Consider the following 15,527-nt stretch of genomic DNA (forward strand, 5'->3'; position numbering starts at 1 on the left):
CAGCCTCGTTCGCAGTGTCCCCACACTGCTGTCAGCGCGCTCGCCACTCCCCCAAACGCCCCCGCAAACGGGCCGCGCACTGGCTGTGTAACTGGCTGACCCGCGATTCGCTGACACCCAGGACCTCACCGATTTCCTTGAGGTTCAGCTCTTCGTCGTAGTACAGCGCCAAGACCAGTCGCTCACGCTCCGGCAAATTGGCAATCGCATCCGCCAGCGCGCTCTGGAAACGCTCATCTTCCAGGTCACGCGATGGCTCCATGTGAGCACTCGCGCCGTCCTCGTGCAGCCCTTCGTGTTCGCCGTCCTGCAGCAGGTCGTCGAAACTGAACAGGCGACTGCCCAAGGTATCGTTCAAAATCCCGTAATAATCATCGAGACTCAATTGGAGTTCGGCCGCAACCTCGTGATCTTTAGCGTCACGCCCGGTTTTAGCTTCAATGGCGCGAATGGCGTCACTGACCATGCGGGTATTGCGATGCACCGAACGCGGCGCCCAATCACCCTTACGGACTTCATCGAGCATCGCCCCGCGAATGCGAATACCGGCATAGGTCTCGAAACTGGCGCCCTTGCTCGCGTCGTATTTGTTCGACACTTCGAGCAGGCCGATCATGCCCGCCTGGATCAGGTCTTCAACCTGGACACTGGCCGGCAACCGCGCCAGCAAGTGATAGGCGATACGCTTGACCAGAGGCGCGTATCGCTCAATCAATTCGTACTGGGCGTCCCGTGCCGATTTCTTGTAGAGATGGTTGTAACCGCTGGCTGTCATAACACGGGCCCTGCTGTTTGTTGCACGAGACGCTCGACGAAAAACTCCAGATGCCCGCGAGGGTTGGCTGGCAGTGGCCAGGTATCAACCTTCTGGGCAATAGCCTTGAACGCCAGTGCGCATTTGGAACGGGGAAAGGCTTCATAAACCGCACGTTGCTTCTGGACGGCCTTGCGTACGCTTTCGTCGTAGGGCACAGCGCCGACGTATTGTAGGGCGACGTCCAGGAAACGATCCGTGACCTTTGTCAACTTGGCGAACAGGTTGCGACCTTCCTGCGGGCTCTGGGCCATGTTGGCCAGGACGCGGAAGCGGTTCATGCCGTAGTCACGGTTCAATAACTTGATCAGGGCATAGGCGTCGGTGATGGACGTCGGTTCGTCGCAGACCACCAGCAAGACTTCCTGGGCAGCGCGTACGAAACTGACGACCGAATCACCGATACCGGCAGCGGTGTCGATCACCAGCACATCGAGGTTGTCACCGATGTCGCTGAAGGCCTGGATCAGGCCGGCGTGTTGAGCCGGGGTCAGGTGAACCATGCTCTGGGTGCCCGAGGCAGCCGGCACGATGCGAATCCCGCCCGGCCCTTGCAGCAGCACGTCGCGCAGTTCGCAGCGGCCCTCTATCACGTCCGCCAGCGTGCGCTTGGGCGTGAGCCCCAGCAGCACGTCGACGTTCGCCAGGCCCAGGTCGGCGTCCAGCAGCATGACCCGTCGGCCAAGCTCTGCCAGAGCCAGGGACAAGTTCACTGACACGTTAGTCTTGCCGACGCCACCTTTGCCGCCGGTCACCGCGATCACCTGTACGGGATGCATGCTGCCCATGTTCGTTCTTTACCTTGTCTTACTTAGACGGAGGCCACATTACTGGCTGCGCGCTCGCATGAAGGAACAATGCATGGCAGACCATCGATGTAGGTACAAAAAATATTCATGATTACCTCAGCCGACCTGCTTGGTCGGGCTGTGGTAGATATCAGCGAACATATCAGCCATGGCTTCTTCGCTGGGTTCTTCCTGCATTTGCACACTCACGGCACGACTGACCAGTTGATGACGGCGCGGCAGATGCAAATCATCCGGGATCCGCGGCCCGTCGGTCAGGTAGGCCACCGGTAAATCATGACCGATCGCCAGGCTCAACACCTCGCCCAGGCTTGCCGTTTCGTCCAGCTTAGTCAGGATGCAGCCGGCCAGCCCGCAGCGTTTGTAGCTGTGGTATGCGGCGGTTAGAACCTGTTTCTGGCTGGTGGTTGCCAACACGAGATAATTTTTTGACCGGATCCCACGCCCGGCCAGGCTTTCAAGCTGCATGCGTAGGGCCGGATCGCTGGCTTGCAGGCCGGCGGTATCGATCAGCACGACGCGCTTGCGCAACAGCGGTTCCAGCGCCTGGGCCAGGGATTGGCCCGGATCCACATGGGTCACCGACACATTGAGGATCCGGCCAAGGGTCTTGAGTTGTTCCTGGGCACCGATACGGAAACTGTCCATGCTCACCAGGGCGATGCTCTGGGCGCCGTACTTGAGTACATAACGCGCCGCGAGCTTGGCCAGGGTGGTGGTCTTGCCCATGCCGGCCGGGCCGACCATGGCAATGACGCCACCTTCTTCGAGAGGCTCGACTTCCGGCGTGGCGATCATCCGCGCCAGGTGCGCCAGCAACATGCGCCAGGCCTGACGAGGTTCTTCGATATCGTTGATCAGCGCCAGCAGGTCGCGGGACAACGGACCGGACAGGCCGATACGTTGCAGGCGACGCCACAGGTTTGCCTGGGCCGGACGGTTGCCTTGCAACTGGTTCCAGGCCAGGGAGCCGAGCTGAACTTCCATCAGTTCACGCAGGCTGTTGAGTTCGAAGCGCATCGAGTCCAGGGCGCGCGGGTCGACGCCACCGCCTGAGGCAGCCTGAACCGGCGCCGGACGACGCGGCTCGGCCTTGGCCTGCTCGACCAGTGGCTCAGCAGCGGTCAACGGCAATCCGGCGGTCAGAGGCTGGCCGGCGAACAATTGACGATTGGTGCCCGCGCTGGCTTCGCCGTCACTGCTGCGCAAGCTCAATTCGGCCTGGGCACTGGCGATGCGCGACTGGGTCTTGCGCAGCTCATCCTCGAGTTCCATGTTGGGAACACGTGGGGCCAGCGCCGACAATTTGTAATCCAGAGCCGCCGTCAGCTCGACACCGCCGGCGATCCGACGGTTGCCGATGATGGCGGCTTCAGCGCCCAGCTCGTCACGAACCAGCTTCATGGCCTGACGCATATCGGCGGCGAAAAAACGCTTCACTTGCATAAACCACTACCTCAGCCGTTGGGCCCTACTGTCGCAACGATGGTCACTTGCTTGTTGTCCGGTATTTCCTGGTACGCCAGCACATGCAACCCCGGGACCGCGAGGCGCCCGAATCGCGAAAGCATCGCGCGAATCGGACCGGCCACCAGCAGGATCACCGGTTGGCCTTGCATCTCCTGCCGCTGGGCTGCATCGATCAGCGAACGCTGCAGCTTCTCGGCCATGCTTGGCTCCAGCAGAACGCCCTCTTCCGAGCCTTGTCCTGCCTTCTGCAGACTATTGAGCAATATCTGTTCCAACCTTGGCTCCAACGTGATCACAGGCAGCTCCGACTCAGTGCCTACAATGCTTTGGACGATTGCGCGGGATACGCCAACCCGCACCGCAGCCACCAGAGCGGCGGTATCTTGACTCTTGGAAGCGTTGTTGGCGATAGCCTCGGCAATGCTGCGAATGTCGCGCACCGGCACCTGCTCAGCCAACAGCGCCTGCAACACCTTGAGCAATTGCGACAACGAAACCACGCCAGGCACCAGCTCTTCGGCCAGCTTCGGCGAGCCTTTGGCCAGCACTTGCAGCAATTGCTGGACTTCTTCGTGACCGATCAGCTCGCTGGAGTGCTTGTACAGAATCTGGTTCAAGTGGGTCGCGACCACGGTACTGGCGTCCACCACGGTATAGCCAAGGGACTGGGCCTGGGCCCGCTGGCTGATTTCGATCCATACCGCTTCCAGACCAAAAGCCGGATCCTTGGCGGTAATGCCGTTGAGCGAACCGTAGACCTGTCCCGGGTTGATCGCCAGTTCACGGTCCGGGTAAATCTCGGCTTCGGCCAGGATCACCCCCATCAGCGTCAAGCGATAGGCACTTGGCGCCAGATCGAGGTTGTCACGAATATGTACAGTGGGCATCAAAAAGCCCAGGTCCTGGGACAGCTTCTTGCGCACACCCTTGATCCGCGCGAGCAATTGACCACCCTGATTGCGGTCCACCAAGGGGATCAGACGGTAACCGACTTCCAGGCCGATCATGTCGATCGGCGTCACGTCGTCCCAGCCCAGCTCCTTGGTTTCCATGGCACGAGCCGGCGACGGCAACAGTTCCTGCTGACGCTTGACCTCCTGCAGGGCCTGAACCTTTTGTACGTTCTGTTTCTTCCAGAACAGGTAGGCGCCACCCGCCGCCAATGCGGCCATGCTCAGAAACGAGAAATGGGGCATCCCGGGGACCAGGCCCATCACGGCCATCAGTCCGGCTGCAACGGCCAACGCCTTGGGCGATGCAAACATCTGCCGGCCGATCTGCTTACCCATGTCTTCGGAGCCGGACGCACGGGTCACCATGATCGCGGCAGCTGTGGATAACAACAGTGATGGCAATTGCGCCACCAAACCGTCACCAATGGTTAACAGCGCGTAAACCTTGCCGGCATCGCCGAATGTCATGCCGTGCTGGAAGATACCGACAGCCATACCGCCGATCAGGTTGATGAAGAGGATCAGCAGGCCGGCGATGGCATCGCCGCGCACGAATTTACTGGCACCGTCCATGGAGCCATAGAACTCGGCTTCCTGGGCCACTTCCAGACGACGGGCCTTGGCCTGGCCCTGATCGATCAGGCCAGCGTTGAGGTCGGCGTCGATTGCCATTTGCTTGCCGGGCATTGCATCGAGGGTGAAACGCGCGCTCACCTCGGAAATCCGTCCGGCACCCTTGGTCACCACGACAAAGTTGATGATCATCAAAATGGCGAAGACGACGATACCCACCACGTAGTTTCCGCCGATCACCACTTCACCGAAGGCCTGGATCACCTTACCGGCAGCGGCGTGGCCTTCATGCCCGTGGATCATCACCACCCGGGTGGACGCCACGTTGAGCGCCAGGCGCATCAGCGTCGCCACCAGCAGAATGGTCGGGAACACCGCGAAATCCAGTGGCCGCAATGCGTACACACACACCAGCAGTACAACGATGGACAAAGCGATGTTGAACGTGAAGAACACGTCCAGCAGAAACGGTGGCACCGGCAGCATCATCATGGCGAGCATGACCAGCAGCAACAACGGCACGCCCAGATTACCCCGGCTGAGGTCGGCTACGTTGTTGCGCGCGGTGTTGAATAACTGAGAGCGATCCACCAATAATCCCCGTTCCTGTGAAGCAAACTTTTGACGCCCGGAACGGGCGTAGACGGGGTATTGCAAGAAGCCTTCCAACTTTTGTCAGAGGCTGAAATAGAGGCGCTAGCCAAGGCGCCGTATGCAATCGAGGCTCGCTCCCACTGGTTCTGCATCCGAGCGCAATCAACGCAGGCCCGAATCAGGAGTCGCGGCGCAAATCCGGTGGAATCGGCAAATCCTTGAGAGGCTCGGGGCGCTTGCCCTTGCCGGCGCGGTGTTGACGGATCTGATAGACGTAGGCCAACACCTGGGCCACGGCCAGGTACAGGCCTCCGGGGATTTCCTGGTCGAGTTCGGTGGAGTAGTAAATCGATCGCGCCAACGCGGGGGATTCGAGCAGCATCACTTCGTTGGCTACGGCAATCTCGCGGATTTTCAGCGCCAGGAAATCACTGCCCTTGGCCAGCAACACCGGAGCATTGCCTTTATCGGGGTCGTACTTGAGTGCCACGGCGTAGTGAGTCGGGTTGGTGATGACCACGTCGGCATCCGGGATCGCCGCCATCATCCGGCGCTGGGACACTTCACGCTGCAACTGGCGAATCCGTTGCTTGACCTCCGGCTTGCCCTCCTGGTCCTTATGCTCGTCGCGGATCTCCTGCTTGGTCATCATCAGCTTCTGCTTGCTCTGATACAGCTGGATCGGCACGTCGATGGCGGCGATCAGAATCAAGCCGCAAGCCATCCACAAGGTACTCCAGCCCACCAGCTGCACGCTGTGGATAATCGCCTGCTCCAAGGGTTCATGGGCGATGCGCAGCAAGTCGTCGATATCGGCCTGCAGTACCGTCAGCGCGACAAACAGGATCAGGAAAAACTTCCCAAGCGCCTTGAGCAACTCCATCAGCGCCGTGCTGGAAAACATTCGCTTGAGGCCGTTGGCCGGGTTCATCCGACTGAACTTGGGCGCCAGGCTCTTACCGGCAAACAGCCAGCCCCCCAGGGAAATCGGGCCAATAATGGCCGCCAACAGCAGAAAGATCAGGACCGGTTGCACGGCCAGGATCGCGATCTTGCCGGAGTGCAGCAGGTATTGCCCCATGGCACCGGGACTGAGCAGTACCTCGCGGGGCAAGGAAAAATTCAGGCGCATGATTTCCAGCAGATCCAGGGCCAGCCCGCCGCCATAAATCAACAGACCGCCCGCCCCGGCCAACATCACCGCCAGGGTATTGAGCTCCTTGGAGCGCGCAATCTCGCCCTTGTCCCGAGACTCCTTCTTGCGCTTCTCCGTGGGGTCTTCTGTCTTGTCCTGCCCACTCTCGCTTTCGGCCATGGTTCAGCGCGCCTGTGCCATGTCGCGTAACAGCTGCAGGGCCTGGGTCGCCAGCGGCTGGTACTGATTGAGAAGATCCCCCAGGCTGATCCAGAAAATCACCAGGCCCAGCACCAGGGTCAACGGAAAGCCAATGGAGAAAATGTTCAACTGCGGCGCCGCCCGGGTCATCACGCCAAAGGCAATATTGACCACCAGCAACGCGGTAATCGCGGGCAATACCAACACCATCGCCGCCCCTAGAACCCAGCCAAGCTTGCCGGCGATGTCCCAGAAATGATTGACCAGCATCGCGCTGCCCACCGGCAATGTGGTGAAGCTCTCGGTCAACACCTCAAACACCACCAAGTGCCCGTTCATGGCCAGAAACAGCAGGGTCACCAGCATCGTCAGGAACTGCCCGATCACAGCGCTGTTCACGCCGTTGGTGGGGTCGACCATGGAGGCGAACGCCATGCCCATCTGGATCGAAATGATTTGCCCGGCCACCACAAACGCCTGGAAAAACAGCTGCAGCGAAAAGCCCATCAAGACGCCAATCAGAATCTGCTCGGCCACCAGCATCAATGCACTGAGGTCCAGAGCGTTGACCGGCGGCATAGGCGGCAACCCTGGCGCGATGACCACCGTAATCGCCAGGGCGAAATACAGCCGTACGCGGGTCGGCACAAGGGTAGTGCCAAACACCGGCATGCTCATCAGCACCGCGGTGACACGAAACAGCGGCAGGATAAATGACGCCACCCAGGTACTGATCTGGGTATCCGTCAGTTCGAGCATCGACATCGGTCAGCCGATCAACTGCGGAATACTGCCGTAAAGCTGCAGGATGTATTCCATGAAAGTTTGCACCAGCCAGGGACCGGCGACGATCAACGTCACCAGCATCACCAGCAGGCGCGGCAGGAAGCTGAGGGTCTGTTCGTTGATCTGGGTCGCGGCCTGGAACATCGCCACCAGCAAGCCCACCAGCAGGCTGGGTATCACCAGCACGGCGACCATCATGGTCGTCAGCCAGAGCGCTTCGCGGAACAGGTCTACCGCTACTTCAGGCGTCATATTCTTGCTACCCGCACAAATGGCCTAAACACCGCCGAAACTGCCCGCCAGGGTGCCGATGATCAGGGCCCAGCCGTCCACGAGCACGAACAGCATGATCTTGAACGGCAGGGAAATGATCAATGGCGACAGCATCATCATACCCATGGCCATGAGCACACTGGCGACCACCAGGTCGATGATCAGGAACGGGATGAAAATCATGAAACCAATCTGGAACGCGGTCTTGAGCTCGGACGTCACGAACGCCGGCACCAGGATGGTCAGCGGCGCTTGATCCGGGCTGGCAATGTCAGTGCGCTTGGACAGGCGCATGAACAGTTCCAGGTCGCTGGTGCGGGTCTGGGCCAGCATGAAATCCTTGATCGGCACTTCAGCCTTGGCCACCGCGTCTTGGGCGGTGATGGTTTCCGCCAGATAGGGCTGCAGCGCATCCTGGTTCACCCGGTCGAAGACCGGTGCCATGATGAACATCGTCAAGAACAGCGCCATGCCGGTAAGAATCTGATTCGACGGCGTCTGCTGCAAGCCCAGGGCCTGGCGCAGGATCGAAAAGACGATAATGATCCGAGTGAAACTGGTCATCAGCATGACGAACGCCGGGATGAAACTCAGCGCGGTCATGATCAGCAGGATCTGCAGGCTGACCGAATACTCCTGAGCTCCTTCGGCGTTGGTGCCCAAGGTAATTGCCGGGATCGACAGTGGATCGGCGGCAAGCACCAACGGCGCGGCCAGCATCAGGACCACCGCCAACAGAATGCGCAATGGCATTACTTTTTATCCTTCTGATCTTTACCCAACAGTTCCATGAGACGCTGGGCAAACTCGGGGGTGGCCTGGTCGGTGGCAGGCACCTGCACCGGCTCCTTGAGAACATGCAATGCAGTAATGGTGCCCGGGCTCAGCCCCAGCAGAATCTGCTCGTTGCCAACCTGAACCAGCACCAGCCGGTCCCGCGGGCCAAGCGCGCGGGAACCGACGATGTCGATGACCTGCCCCTTGCCGGCTGGCCCCGCCTGCTGCACACGCCGCAGCAACCAGGCCAGGAAGAAGATCAACCCCAGCACCAGCAGCAGACCGAGCACCAATTGCGCCAGTTGCCCGGCGATCCCGCTACCCGCCGCCGGCGCAGCCGCTACGGTGGCTACCGGTTCGGCCGCCAGCACTCTGAATGGCAGCATCAAGGCTGCGGCGAAAAAACCTTTCACTCAGCGCAACTTCTTGATGCGTTCGCTCGGGCTGATCACGTCCGTCAGGCGAATGCCGAACTTCTCGTTGACCACCACTACCTCGCCATGGGCGATCAGCGTGCCGTTGACCAGTACATCCAACGGCTCGCCAGCCAGGCGATCCAGCTCGATCACCGAGCCCTGGTTAAGCTGCAGCAGATTGCGGATGTTGATGTCGGTGCTGCCCACTTCCATGGAAATCGACACCGGGATGTCGAGAATCACGTCCAGGTTCGGCCCGTCCAGCGTCACCTGTTCGTTGCTTCTGGGCACGCTGCCAAACTCTTCCATCGGCAGGCGGTTGGAGGCGTGAGCGCCAGTGTCGGCCGCCAGCAAAGCGTCAATGTCGGCCTGCCCGGCGTCGCCGGTTTCTTCCAGGGCCGCAGCCCACTCGTCGGCCAGCGCCTGGTCATCCTGGGTGTTCATATCGTCAGCCATCATTTGTCCTCGGCGGGCAAAAATTCAGTTAAAAACGTAAGGATTCGACACCGCTCAGCGGCGTTCGATCGGCTCGATCACCTGCAACGCCAGGTTGCCTTTGTGAGAGCCCATCTTGACCTTGAAGGCCGGTACACCGTTGGCGCGCATGATCATGTCTTCAGGCATCTCGACAGGAATAATGTCCCCCGGCTGCATATGCAGGATGTCCCGCAGGCGCAGCTGACGCCGGGCAACCGTCGCGCCGATCGGCACGTCGACATCCAGCACATCCTGACGCAAAGCATTGATCCAGCGCTCGTCCTGATCGTCGAGATCCGACTGGAAGCCGGCGTCGAGCATTTCCCGTACCGGCTCGATCATCGAGTACGGCATGGTCACGTGCAGATCGCCACCACCGCCATCGAGCTCGATGTGGAAGGTCGAAACCACAATGGCTTCGCTCGGGCCGACGATGTTGGCCATGGCCGGGTTCACTTCCGAGTTGATGTACTCGAAGTTCACTTCCATGATCGCCTGCCAGGCCTCCTTCAGATCGACAAAGGCCTGCTCCAGCACCATGCGCACTACCCGCAGCTCGGTCGGGGTGAATTCACGCCCTTCGATCTTGGCGTGACGACCGTCACCGCCGAAGAAGTTGTCCACCAGCTTGAACACCAGTTTGGCGTCAAGGATGAACAGCGCTGTGCCGCGCAACGGCTTGATCTTCACCAGGTTGAGGCTGGTGGGTACATACAGCGAGTGCACGTATTCACCGAACTTCATCACCTGCACGCCACCGACGGCCACATCGGCCGAACGGCGCAGCATGTTGAACATGCTGATGCGGGTGTATCGGGCGAAACGCTCGTTGATCATTTCCAGGGTCGGCATCCGTCCGCGAACGATGCGATCCTGGCTGGTCAGGTCGTAGCTTTTGACGCTGCCCGGCTCAGCAGCGTTTTCGGTCTGCACCAGGCCATCGTCGACACCATGCAACAGCGCGTCGATTTCATCCTGGGACAACAGGTCCTGCACGGCCATGTCGGGTTCCTACTGCAATACGAAGTTAGTGAAGAGCAACTGTTCGATCACCACTTTGCCGAGCTCTTTCTGAGCCACTTCCTGCACGCTGGCCGTGGCTTTCTGACGCAGCATTTCCTGGCCGACGGGCGTGGCCAGGGTGTCGAAATTCTGTCCGGAAAAGAGCATCACCAGGTTATTGCGGATCAGTGGCATGTGCACCCGCAGCGCTTCCAGATCAGCCTGATTGCGGCCCAACAGGGTGATACTGACCTGCATGTAGCGTTGGCGGCCGTTCTGGGTGTAGTTGGTCACGAAAGCGGGCGCCATCGGCTCGAAAATCGCCGGCTGCTTGCCCACTGGCGCGGCTTCGACCGCCACGGCCGGCTTGCTTTGAGCGTTGTGCATGAAATACCAGGTCGCCCCCACAGAGACCCCAATGGCCAGGAGCAAGCCCACCACGATCAAGATGATCAGCTTGATTTTGCCCTTGGTTGCCGGGTCCTTTACAGCTGCTGCTTCGCTCTTCGCCATGCCAATAATCCGTCACTAATCGGGGTTTTCACTGTTGCACGGCAAGGCAGGAGCAAGTGTTATGCCAGAAGTGTCGGGGCACAAGGATCACGATTGGGATGCAATCTGCAGAACGCCATAAAACCAATGTGGGAGCGAGCCTGCTCGCGATAGCGATGGATCAGTCCCCCAAATGGGTGACTGACACTCCGCTATCGCGAGCAGGCTCGCTCCCACATTGGGGGCATCTTGGGGTCAGGCGTAGAAATCGACCGCGCTGGTGCCGATCACGCTGGTGGCGGTGGCTGCTACTTCAGCAATGCTGGCTGGCAGGTCTTCCTCTACCGAATCCACCCGCCCGCCGGACGATGTTGTGCGCCCAGCCTGAGCCTGTTGCTGCGCTTGCTGTTCCTGCCCTTGGGAGCCACGGGATTGGTCGGACACGCTGACGTCGACCTGGCCCATGCCCTGCTGGGCAAAACTGTCGCGCAGGCGATGCATCTGACCTTCGAGCGCTTCGCGAACGCCGGAATGAGCGCTCATGAACGTCACTTGGGTCTGCTGATCCGGAACCATGTTCACCCGAATATCCAGACGACCGAGTTCGGCCGGCTGCAACTGGATATCGGCCGCCTTGAGGTTGACACTCGACAGGTACATCACCCGATTGACCACTTCTTCGGTCCAGCCGCTCTGATTCATGGCGATAGGCTGGTTGACCGGTATCGCATTGGCGGTTTTTGGCGTGGCGGCCTGGGTTAGCGCTGCCAGACGGTTGGCGAAGTCATCCACGCGAGTATCGCTGGAAGCAGCGGTCAGATCCTTGAGGCCCTCATTGATCAAGCCGCCAAATGCCTTTTCACCGCCTTGGCTGCCGGGGCCAGTACTGTTCTGGTCAGCCTGGACGGTGAGCATGCTTGCCATGCCAGCGGCAAAGGTTTGGGCCGATGTCGGCTCACCGTCAAGCGATGCAGGGGCAGGTGTCTTGGACTGCGCCTGGCTGGCAGCGGAAACATGGCCGCTCTGCTCCATCGCCAGGCGCAAGGCAGGCAATGCATCGAGCGGATCGGCCGCCGGATCGAACTCAGGATCGACCGCCACCGAAGCCTGGGCCGCTGTGGCCAATGGAGCAACCGGCGCCGCCGCAGCGGCGACTTGAGGCGTCGTCGTGGCCACCACGGGGGCGGGTTCTGCCTCGGTTGCGACAACCGTTGCGATCATATCCGGCAGCAGCGCGGGGTCCACAGCCGGATCGTCAGAATCAACTTCCGCCACTGGGGTTTCAGTCGTGTCGGCACCGTCATCACTGGCCACCTTGTCATCGGCCGTTGACGGTTTGTCGGCGGGCAAGGATTTGCCGCTATCGGCAACCGTCGTCTCGGAGGCGGCAGCCGTTTCGTTGCCTTCGTCTTTTTTGACGGTGTTATCAGAAGCCTGGTCGCGTACCTGTTTAACCGATGGCTCGGGGGCCGTCGACGACTTGGCGGGGGCCTGGCGGGCGAAGACCTGGGCGAAGCTGGAGGCTTTATTCCCGAACTCAGGGGCCGCTGCCGGTGAATTGACGGCGGCCTGAGGCTTGGCCTGCGGGGTGGCCTGAAGCAGTGTATTGGGCGTTACGGGCATAAAAAGGTCTCCGCTGCACTGGAATCATAGGTACAGTCGAGAGAGGACAATGCAAGGGACGGGCCAACCTATTGGCAATGCTCGAATCTCAGCAGTGGAACCCTTCACGCTCTTCCCTGCAAAGCTTGCGAACGTGGGCGAATTCACTGTCGATTTCGCTGACCAGCTTTTCAATCCCGCCTAACGACGGCTGTTTGGCACGTTGCTCCAGTTCGCCGCACAGTTCTGCCAGGCGGATGGCGCCCATGTTGCTGCTGCTGCCCTTGAAGCTGTGGGCCGTGGCACTGAGCTTTTCCGCGTCCCGAGCCTCATGCAGCACACGCAGGCGTGCTTCGGAATCGTTAAGAAAGGTATCCAGCAGCTCCAGATACCCGTCCTCCATGACTTCCTTCAACGTACTCAGTACGTCGCGGTCCAGATGAATCTCACTCACTTGTTCGCTCCCTGATCAAGAATGGCGCCGATTATGCCAGAGCCTCCCAGAAAAACTCCACGCGTGCACTACGACCATCGTCGGACCAGCAGGCCTGATGGCTCAACTGACGCACCAGGCTCACGCCGCGCCCCGACAACCGGTTACTGTCCGCAGGTCGTGCCAACACCCGGGCGACATCGAACCCCTGGCCACTGTCTTCGACTTCAATGACCAGACGACCACCGTCACCGTGAGGCGTGACGTGCACATGAACCCGGACGTGACCGCTGTTCAATTCATCCAGGCGCTGGTTGCGCTCGCTGTAGTAACGGGCGAAACCCGACGCGTCGCGCTTGAGACTCGAATCGAGCCCCAATACGCCATGGTCCAGCGCATTGGAGTAGAGCTCCGACAGCACGCTGTAAAGAGCGCCACTCTGAGCCCTGAGCCCATGAACCTCAAGCAACAGCTGCAACAGGTACGGCATCGGGTTGAACCGCCTGAGCGTCTGCGCGCGAAACTCGAAACTCATCGACCAGTCCAGGGGACTGGACTGGCCGCTATCGGAATAGACCGGCGGTGGCGGGTTGAGTTGCGTCGGCGCGACCAAGCGCACCTCGACCATGCTGAAGTCGTCCCGCGGCTCGCCGCGAAAGTCCCGCAAGGCTTGCTGGATGTCTTCGAAAAGACAGTCGGGCTCACGATTGGCCGAAAAGACCTGTTGCAAACGCTCCACGCCAAACAGCTGCTCATTGTCGTCAGCGGTGTCGATCACGCCATCGGACAGCAGGAATACCCGGTCACCCAGCGACATGGGGTGTACTTCAGTGCGGTCATCGAACAACTGGGGAGTGAGCACGCCCAGCGGCAGGTGCCGCGCTGGCAATGGCGTGCGCACACCGCTGAGGCTGTCATGCAGGTAACCATCGGGCATGCCGCCGTTCCAGACTTCCACCGTGCAGCGCTGGAAACTCAGGCATAACAGGGTCGCGCAACAGAACATGTCCACCGGCAGGATGCGCTTGAGCTTGGCATTCATCTCCCGCAGGATCTGCGCCAGGCCATAACCTTTGGCGGTCATGCCGTAGAACACCTCCGCCAGCGGCATCGCGCCGACAGCGGCCGGCAAACCGTGTCCGGTGAAATCCCCCAGCAGGATGTGCATATCGCCCGCCGGGTTGAATGCGGCCAGCAGCAGATCGCCGTTGAACAGGGCGTAAGGGGATTGCAGGTAACGGATGTTCGGTGCGCTCAGACAGCCGGAATGGGCGATCTTGTCGAACACGGCCTTGGCCACGCGCTGCTCGTTGAGCAGGTAGTCATGGTGCCGGGATATCTGGTCACGCTGTTCCACGACAGTGGCCTGCAACCGACGCAAGCGGTCCATGGCCTTGATCTTGGCGGCCAGGATGACCTGGTTATACGGCTTGGCCAGAAAATCGTCACCCCCGGCTTCCAGACATCGGGCCAAGGCTTCGCTTTCGGTCAACGAGGTGAGAAAGATGATCGGAACCAACTGCTCCCCGGCCAGTTGCTTGATCTTTTGCGCCGCCTCGAAACCATCCATCACCGGCATCATCGCATCCATCAGCACCAGGTGCGGACGCTGCTGGATATAGATGTCCACCGCTTCGGCACCGTCAGCCGCGGTGAGCACGTGATGGCCCTGACGACGGACAATAGTCGACAGCAGCAGTCGGTCAGCGGCACTGTCTTCGGCAATCAGGACCGTCAGCGGTTCGAGGTCGGACAACATGGCTGCCGGTCAAGCTTTTCCGGGATGAAGTTTGTCCTGGAGATGGCCTGCCTGTGGCTTGTCTTTTTCTCCCGAGCTGTCTTTCCCTGCTTCTTCTTTCGGATAGATATCGAACAGCTTGTCGAAGTTGGAGATCGCGAGGATTTTCTTGACGTCACTGTTGCTGTTCACGATCCGGATATCCGAATCTTCGCCGCCGGCATGATCGCGTAGCAGCAGGAGCATGCCCAAGGCGGAACTGTCGAGATAAGTGGCTTCTTTCAAGTCCACCACAATGGATTCGGGCTTTTTGTTGAGCCGCTCGTAAGACTCGCGAAACTCCTGATGCCGCCCAAAATCGAAACGACCCTTGATCGAGATCGTCAGCTTTTGCCCATCGGGGGATACTTCGGTAACGACTGACATGTTCGGCTTCCTTGTCATGGACATACGTGTACAAGGTTTAGCACCTGGTAGAAGTCTGAGCAAGGTTTGGAACACTTCCCTCTCAAAATCCCGGCCCGATGATCAATACGGATCCTGACGCGGCAGACGCTGGGACAATTCATCCAGCAGTTTTTGCTCGCGCCTGTCCTCCAATCGCCGCGCTTCGTCGATATAACGCTGTACGAGTTTGCGCAGCCCTTCGACCCGGGCGAAAGCCTCCTGCCAACTCTGGCGAGCCTTTTCCAGGTTGTTCTGGTGCCAGACCAGACTCTGGCGCTGCTGGTCAATGGCGGTGCCCAATTGCGCAAGAAAGCCCTGGTAACCCAGCAACCATTGGCCGGAAACCCCATGGCTGCCACGGGCGATCCACTGCTCCTGGTATTCGAGACGGAAGTTTTCCAGGTCCGCCAGTTTGCTTTCGGCGACGGCCACCTGCCCCTGGAAATATGCCAGACGCTGGACGGCGGTTTTTTCGGCTTTTTCCGCCATCTCCACCACGGGCGCCAGACGCGCCGCACGACTCGTGGCCATGGCC

The 15,527-nt window shown here is 60.0% G+C and carries 17 protein-coding genes; all 17 read right to left on the reverse strand.

Annotation, left to right across the window (positions count from 1 at the left end):
- Nucleotides 1-31: 31 nt before the first annotated feature.
- Nucleotides 32-775, reverse strand: a complete 744-nt coding sequence (fliA, locus tag PSEUDOMOFG3G_RS18655; RefSeq protein ID WP_003184000.1) for an RNA polymerase sigma factor FliA — start codon at nt 773-775, stop codon at nt 32-34.
- Nucleotides 772-1,602 (reverse strand): flagellar synthesis regulator FleN, encoded by an 831-nt coding sequence (fleN, locus tag PSEUDOMOFG3G_RS18660; protein WP_003184001.1) that lies wholly within the window; start codon nt 1,600-1,602, stop codon nt 772-774. Before fleN ends, fliA begins: the two co-directional genes overlap by 4 nt.
- A gap of 117 nt (nt 1,603-1,719) precedes the next feature.
- Entirely contained in the window at nt 1,720-3,069 is a 1,350-nt protein-coding gene (gene flhF / locus PSEUDOMOFG3G_RS18665; protein WP_047226261.1) for a flagellar biosynthesis protein FlhF, read from the reverse strand.
- A gap of 11 nt (nt 3,070-3,080) precedes the next feature.
- Nucleotides 3,081-5,210 carry a flagellar biosynthesis protein FlhA gene (gene flhA / locus PSEUDOMOFG3G_RS18670; RefSeq protein WP_047226414.1) on the reverse strand — a complete coding sequence of 710 codons (2,130 nt, stop codon included), beginning with the start codon at nt 5,208-5,210 and terminating at the stop codon, nt 3,081-3,083.
- Nucleotides 5,211-5,391: 181 nt separating this feature from the next.
- Nucleotides 5,392-6,528, reverse strand: coding sequence for a flagellar biosynthesis protein FlhB (flhB, locus tag PSEUDOMOFG3G_RS18675; protein WP_047226260.1), 1,137 nt, complete (start codon nt 6,526-6,528; stop codon nt 5,392-5,394).
- A 3-nt stretch (nt 6,529-6,531) separates the two neighbouring features.
- On the reverse strand, nt 6,532-7,314 hold the full coding sequence (fliR, locus tag PSEUDOMOFG3G_RS18680; RefSeq protein WP_047226259.1) for a flagellar biosynthetic protein FliR: 783 nt from the start codon (nt 7,312-7,314) through the stop codon (nt 6,532-6,534).
- Between the two features lie 3 nt (nt 7,315-7,317).
- Nucleotides 7,318-7,587 carry a flagellar biosynthesis protein FliQ gene (fliQ, locus tag PSEUDOMOFG3G_RS18685; RefSeq protein ID WP_047226258.1) on the reverse strand — a complete coding sequence of 90 codons (270 nt, stop codon included), beginning with the start codon at nt 7,585-7,587 and terminating at the stop codon, nt 7,318-7,320.
- A 24-nt stretch (nt 7,588-7,611) separates the two neighbouring features.
- Nucleotides 7,612-8,361 (reverse strand): flagellar type III secretion system pore protein FliP, encoded by a 750-nt coding sequence (gene fliP, locus PSEUDOMOFG3G_RS18690; protein WP_047226257.1) that lies wholly within the window; start codon nt 8,359-8,361, stop codon nt 7,612-7,614.
- Nucleotides 8,361-8,798, reverse strand: coding sequence for a flagellar biosynthetic protein FliO (gene fliO / locus PSEUDOMOFG3G_RS18695; protein WP_139050815.1), 438 nt, complete (start codon nt 8,796-8,798; stop codon nt 8,361-8,363). The genes fliP and fliO overlap by 1 nt, the downstream gene beginning before the upstream one ends.
- Nucleotides 8,799-9,257 (reverse strand): flagellar motor switch protein FliN, encoded by a 459-nt coding sequence (gene fliN, locus PSEUDOMOFG3G_RS18700; RefSeq protein ID WP_047226255.1) that lies wholly within the window; start codon nt 9,255-9,257, stop codon nt 8,799-8,801. It lies immediately after the preceding gene.
- A 54-nt stretch (nt 9,258-9,311) separates the two neighbouring features.
- Nucleotides 9,312-10,280 carry a flagellar motor switch protein FliM gene (fliM, locus tag PSEUDOMOFG3G_RS18705; protein WP_003184019.1) on the reverse strand — a complete coding sequence of 323 codons (969 nt, stop codon included), beginning with the start codon at nt 10,278-10,280 and terminating at the stop codon, nt 9,312-9,314.
- Nucleotides 10,281-10,289: 9 nt separating this feature from the next.
- The gene (gene fliL, locus PSEUDOMOFG3G_RS18710) at nt 10,290-10,793 is read right to left on the reverse strand and encodes a flagellar basal body-associated protein FliL (protein WP_139050816.1); all 504 of its coding nucleotides are present in this window, start codon (nt 10,791-10,793) and stop codon (nt 10,290-10,292) included.
- A gap of 234 nt (nt 10,794-11,027) precedes the next feature.
- Complete coding sequence (locus tag PSEUDOMOFG3G_RS18715) at nt 11,028-12,395, reverse strand: flagellar hook-length control protein FliK (RefSeq protein WP_139050817.1); 1,368 nt, start codon at nt 12,393-12,395, stop codon at nt 11,028-11,030.
- 88 nt (nt 12,396-12,483) lie between these two features.
- Nucleotides 12,484-12,828: an Hpt domain-containing protein gene (locus tag PSEUDOMOFG3G_RS18720; protein ID WP_092458410.1), complete on the reverse strand. Its 345-nt coding sequence runs from the start codon at nt 12,826-12,828 to the stop codon at nt 12,484-12,486.
- Between the two features lie 31 nt (nt 12,829-12,859).
- A complete protein-coding gene (locus PSEUDOMOFG3G_RS18725) occupies nt 12,860-14,566 on the reverse strand; it encodes a fused response regulator/phosphatase (protein WP_047226251.1) in 1,707 nt (568 codons plus the stop codon).
- A gap of 9 nt (nt 14,567-14,575) precedes the next feature.
- Nucleotides 14,576-14,971, reverse strand: a complete 396-nt coding sequence (locus PSEUDOMOFG3G_RS18730) for an STAS domain-containing protein (RefSeq protein WP_331717220.1) — start codon at nt 14,969-14,971, stop codon at nt 14,576-14,578.
- A 102-nt stretch (nt 14,972-15,073) separates the two neighbouring features.
- Nucleotides 15,074-15,523, reverse strand: a complete 450-nt coding sequence (gene fliJ, locus PSEUDOMOFG3G_RS18735) for a flagellar export protein FliJ (protein ID WP_047226250.1) — start codon at nt 15,521-15,523, stop codon at nt 15,074-15,076.
- Nucleotides 15,524-15,527: the final 4 nt, after the last annotated feature.

It is taken from the genome of Pseudomonas sp. FG-3G (genome assembly GCF_901007645.1).
GTDB classification, from domain to species: domain Bacteria; phylum Pseudomonadota; class Gammaproteobacteria; order Pseudomonadales; family Pseudomonadaceae; genus Aquipseudomonas; species Aquipseudomonas rhizophila.

Excerpts from the sequence above, each read along its gene's own strand:
- fliA (WP_003184000.1), bottom strand. The coding sequence starts at position 775 with ATGACAGCCAGCGGTTACAACCATCTCTACAAGAAATCGGCACGGGAC.
- flhF (WP_047226261.1), bottom strand. The coding sequence starts at position 3,069 with ATGCAAGTGAAGCGTTTTTTCGCCGCCGATATGCGTCAGGCCATGAAG.
- fleN (WP_003184001.1), bottom strand. The coding sequence starts at position 1,602 with ATGGGCAGCATGCATCCCGTACAGGTGATCGCGGTGACCGGCGGCAAA.
- PSEUDOMOFG3G_RS18715 (WP_139050817.1), bottom strand. The coding sequence starts at position 12,395 with ATGCCCGTAACGCCCAATACACTGCTTCAGGCCACCCCGCAGGCCAAG.
- PSEUDOMOFG3G_RS18730 (WP_331717220.1), bottom strand. The coding sequence starts at position 14,971 with ATGTCAGTCGTTACCGAAGTATCCCCCGATGGGCAAAAGCTGACGATC.
- fliN (WP_047226255.1), bottom strand. The coding sequence starts at position 9,257 with ATGGCTGACGATATGAACACCCAGGATGACCAGGCGCTGGCCGACGAG.
- fliM (WP_003184019.1), bottom strand. The coding sequence starts at position 10,280 with ATGGCCGTGCAGGACCTGTTGTCCCAGGATGAAATCGACGCGCTGTTG.
- fliJ (WP_047226250.1), bottom strand. The coding sequence starts at position 15,523 with ATGGCCACGAGTCGTGCGGCGCGTCTGGCGCCCGTGGTGGAGATGGCG.
- flhB (WP_047226260.1), bottom strand. The coding sequence starts at position 6,528 with ATGGCCGAAAGCGAGAGTGGGCAGGACAAGACAGAAGACCCCACGGAG.
- PSEUDOMOFG3G_RS18725 (WP_047226251.1), bottom strand. The coding sequence starts at position 14,566 with ATGTTGTCCGACCTCGAACCGCTGACGGTCCTGATTGCCGAAGACAGT.
- fliL (WP_139050816.1), bottom strand. The coding sequence starts at position 10,793 with ATGGCGAAGAGCGAAGCAGCAGCTGTAAAGGACCCGGCAACCAAGGGC.
- fliR (WP_047226259.1), bottom strand. The coding sequence starts at position 7,314 with ATGTCGATGCTCGAACTGACGGATACCCAGATCAGTACCTGGGTGGCG.
- fliP (WP_047226257.1), bottom strand. The coding sequence starts at position 8,361 with ATGCCATTGCGCATTCTGTTGGCGGTGGTCCTGATGCTGGCCGCGCCG.
- fliQ (WP_047226258.1), bottom strand. The coding sequence starts at position 7,587 with ATGACGCCTGAAGTAGCGGTAGACCTGTTCCGCGAAGCGCTCTGGCTG.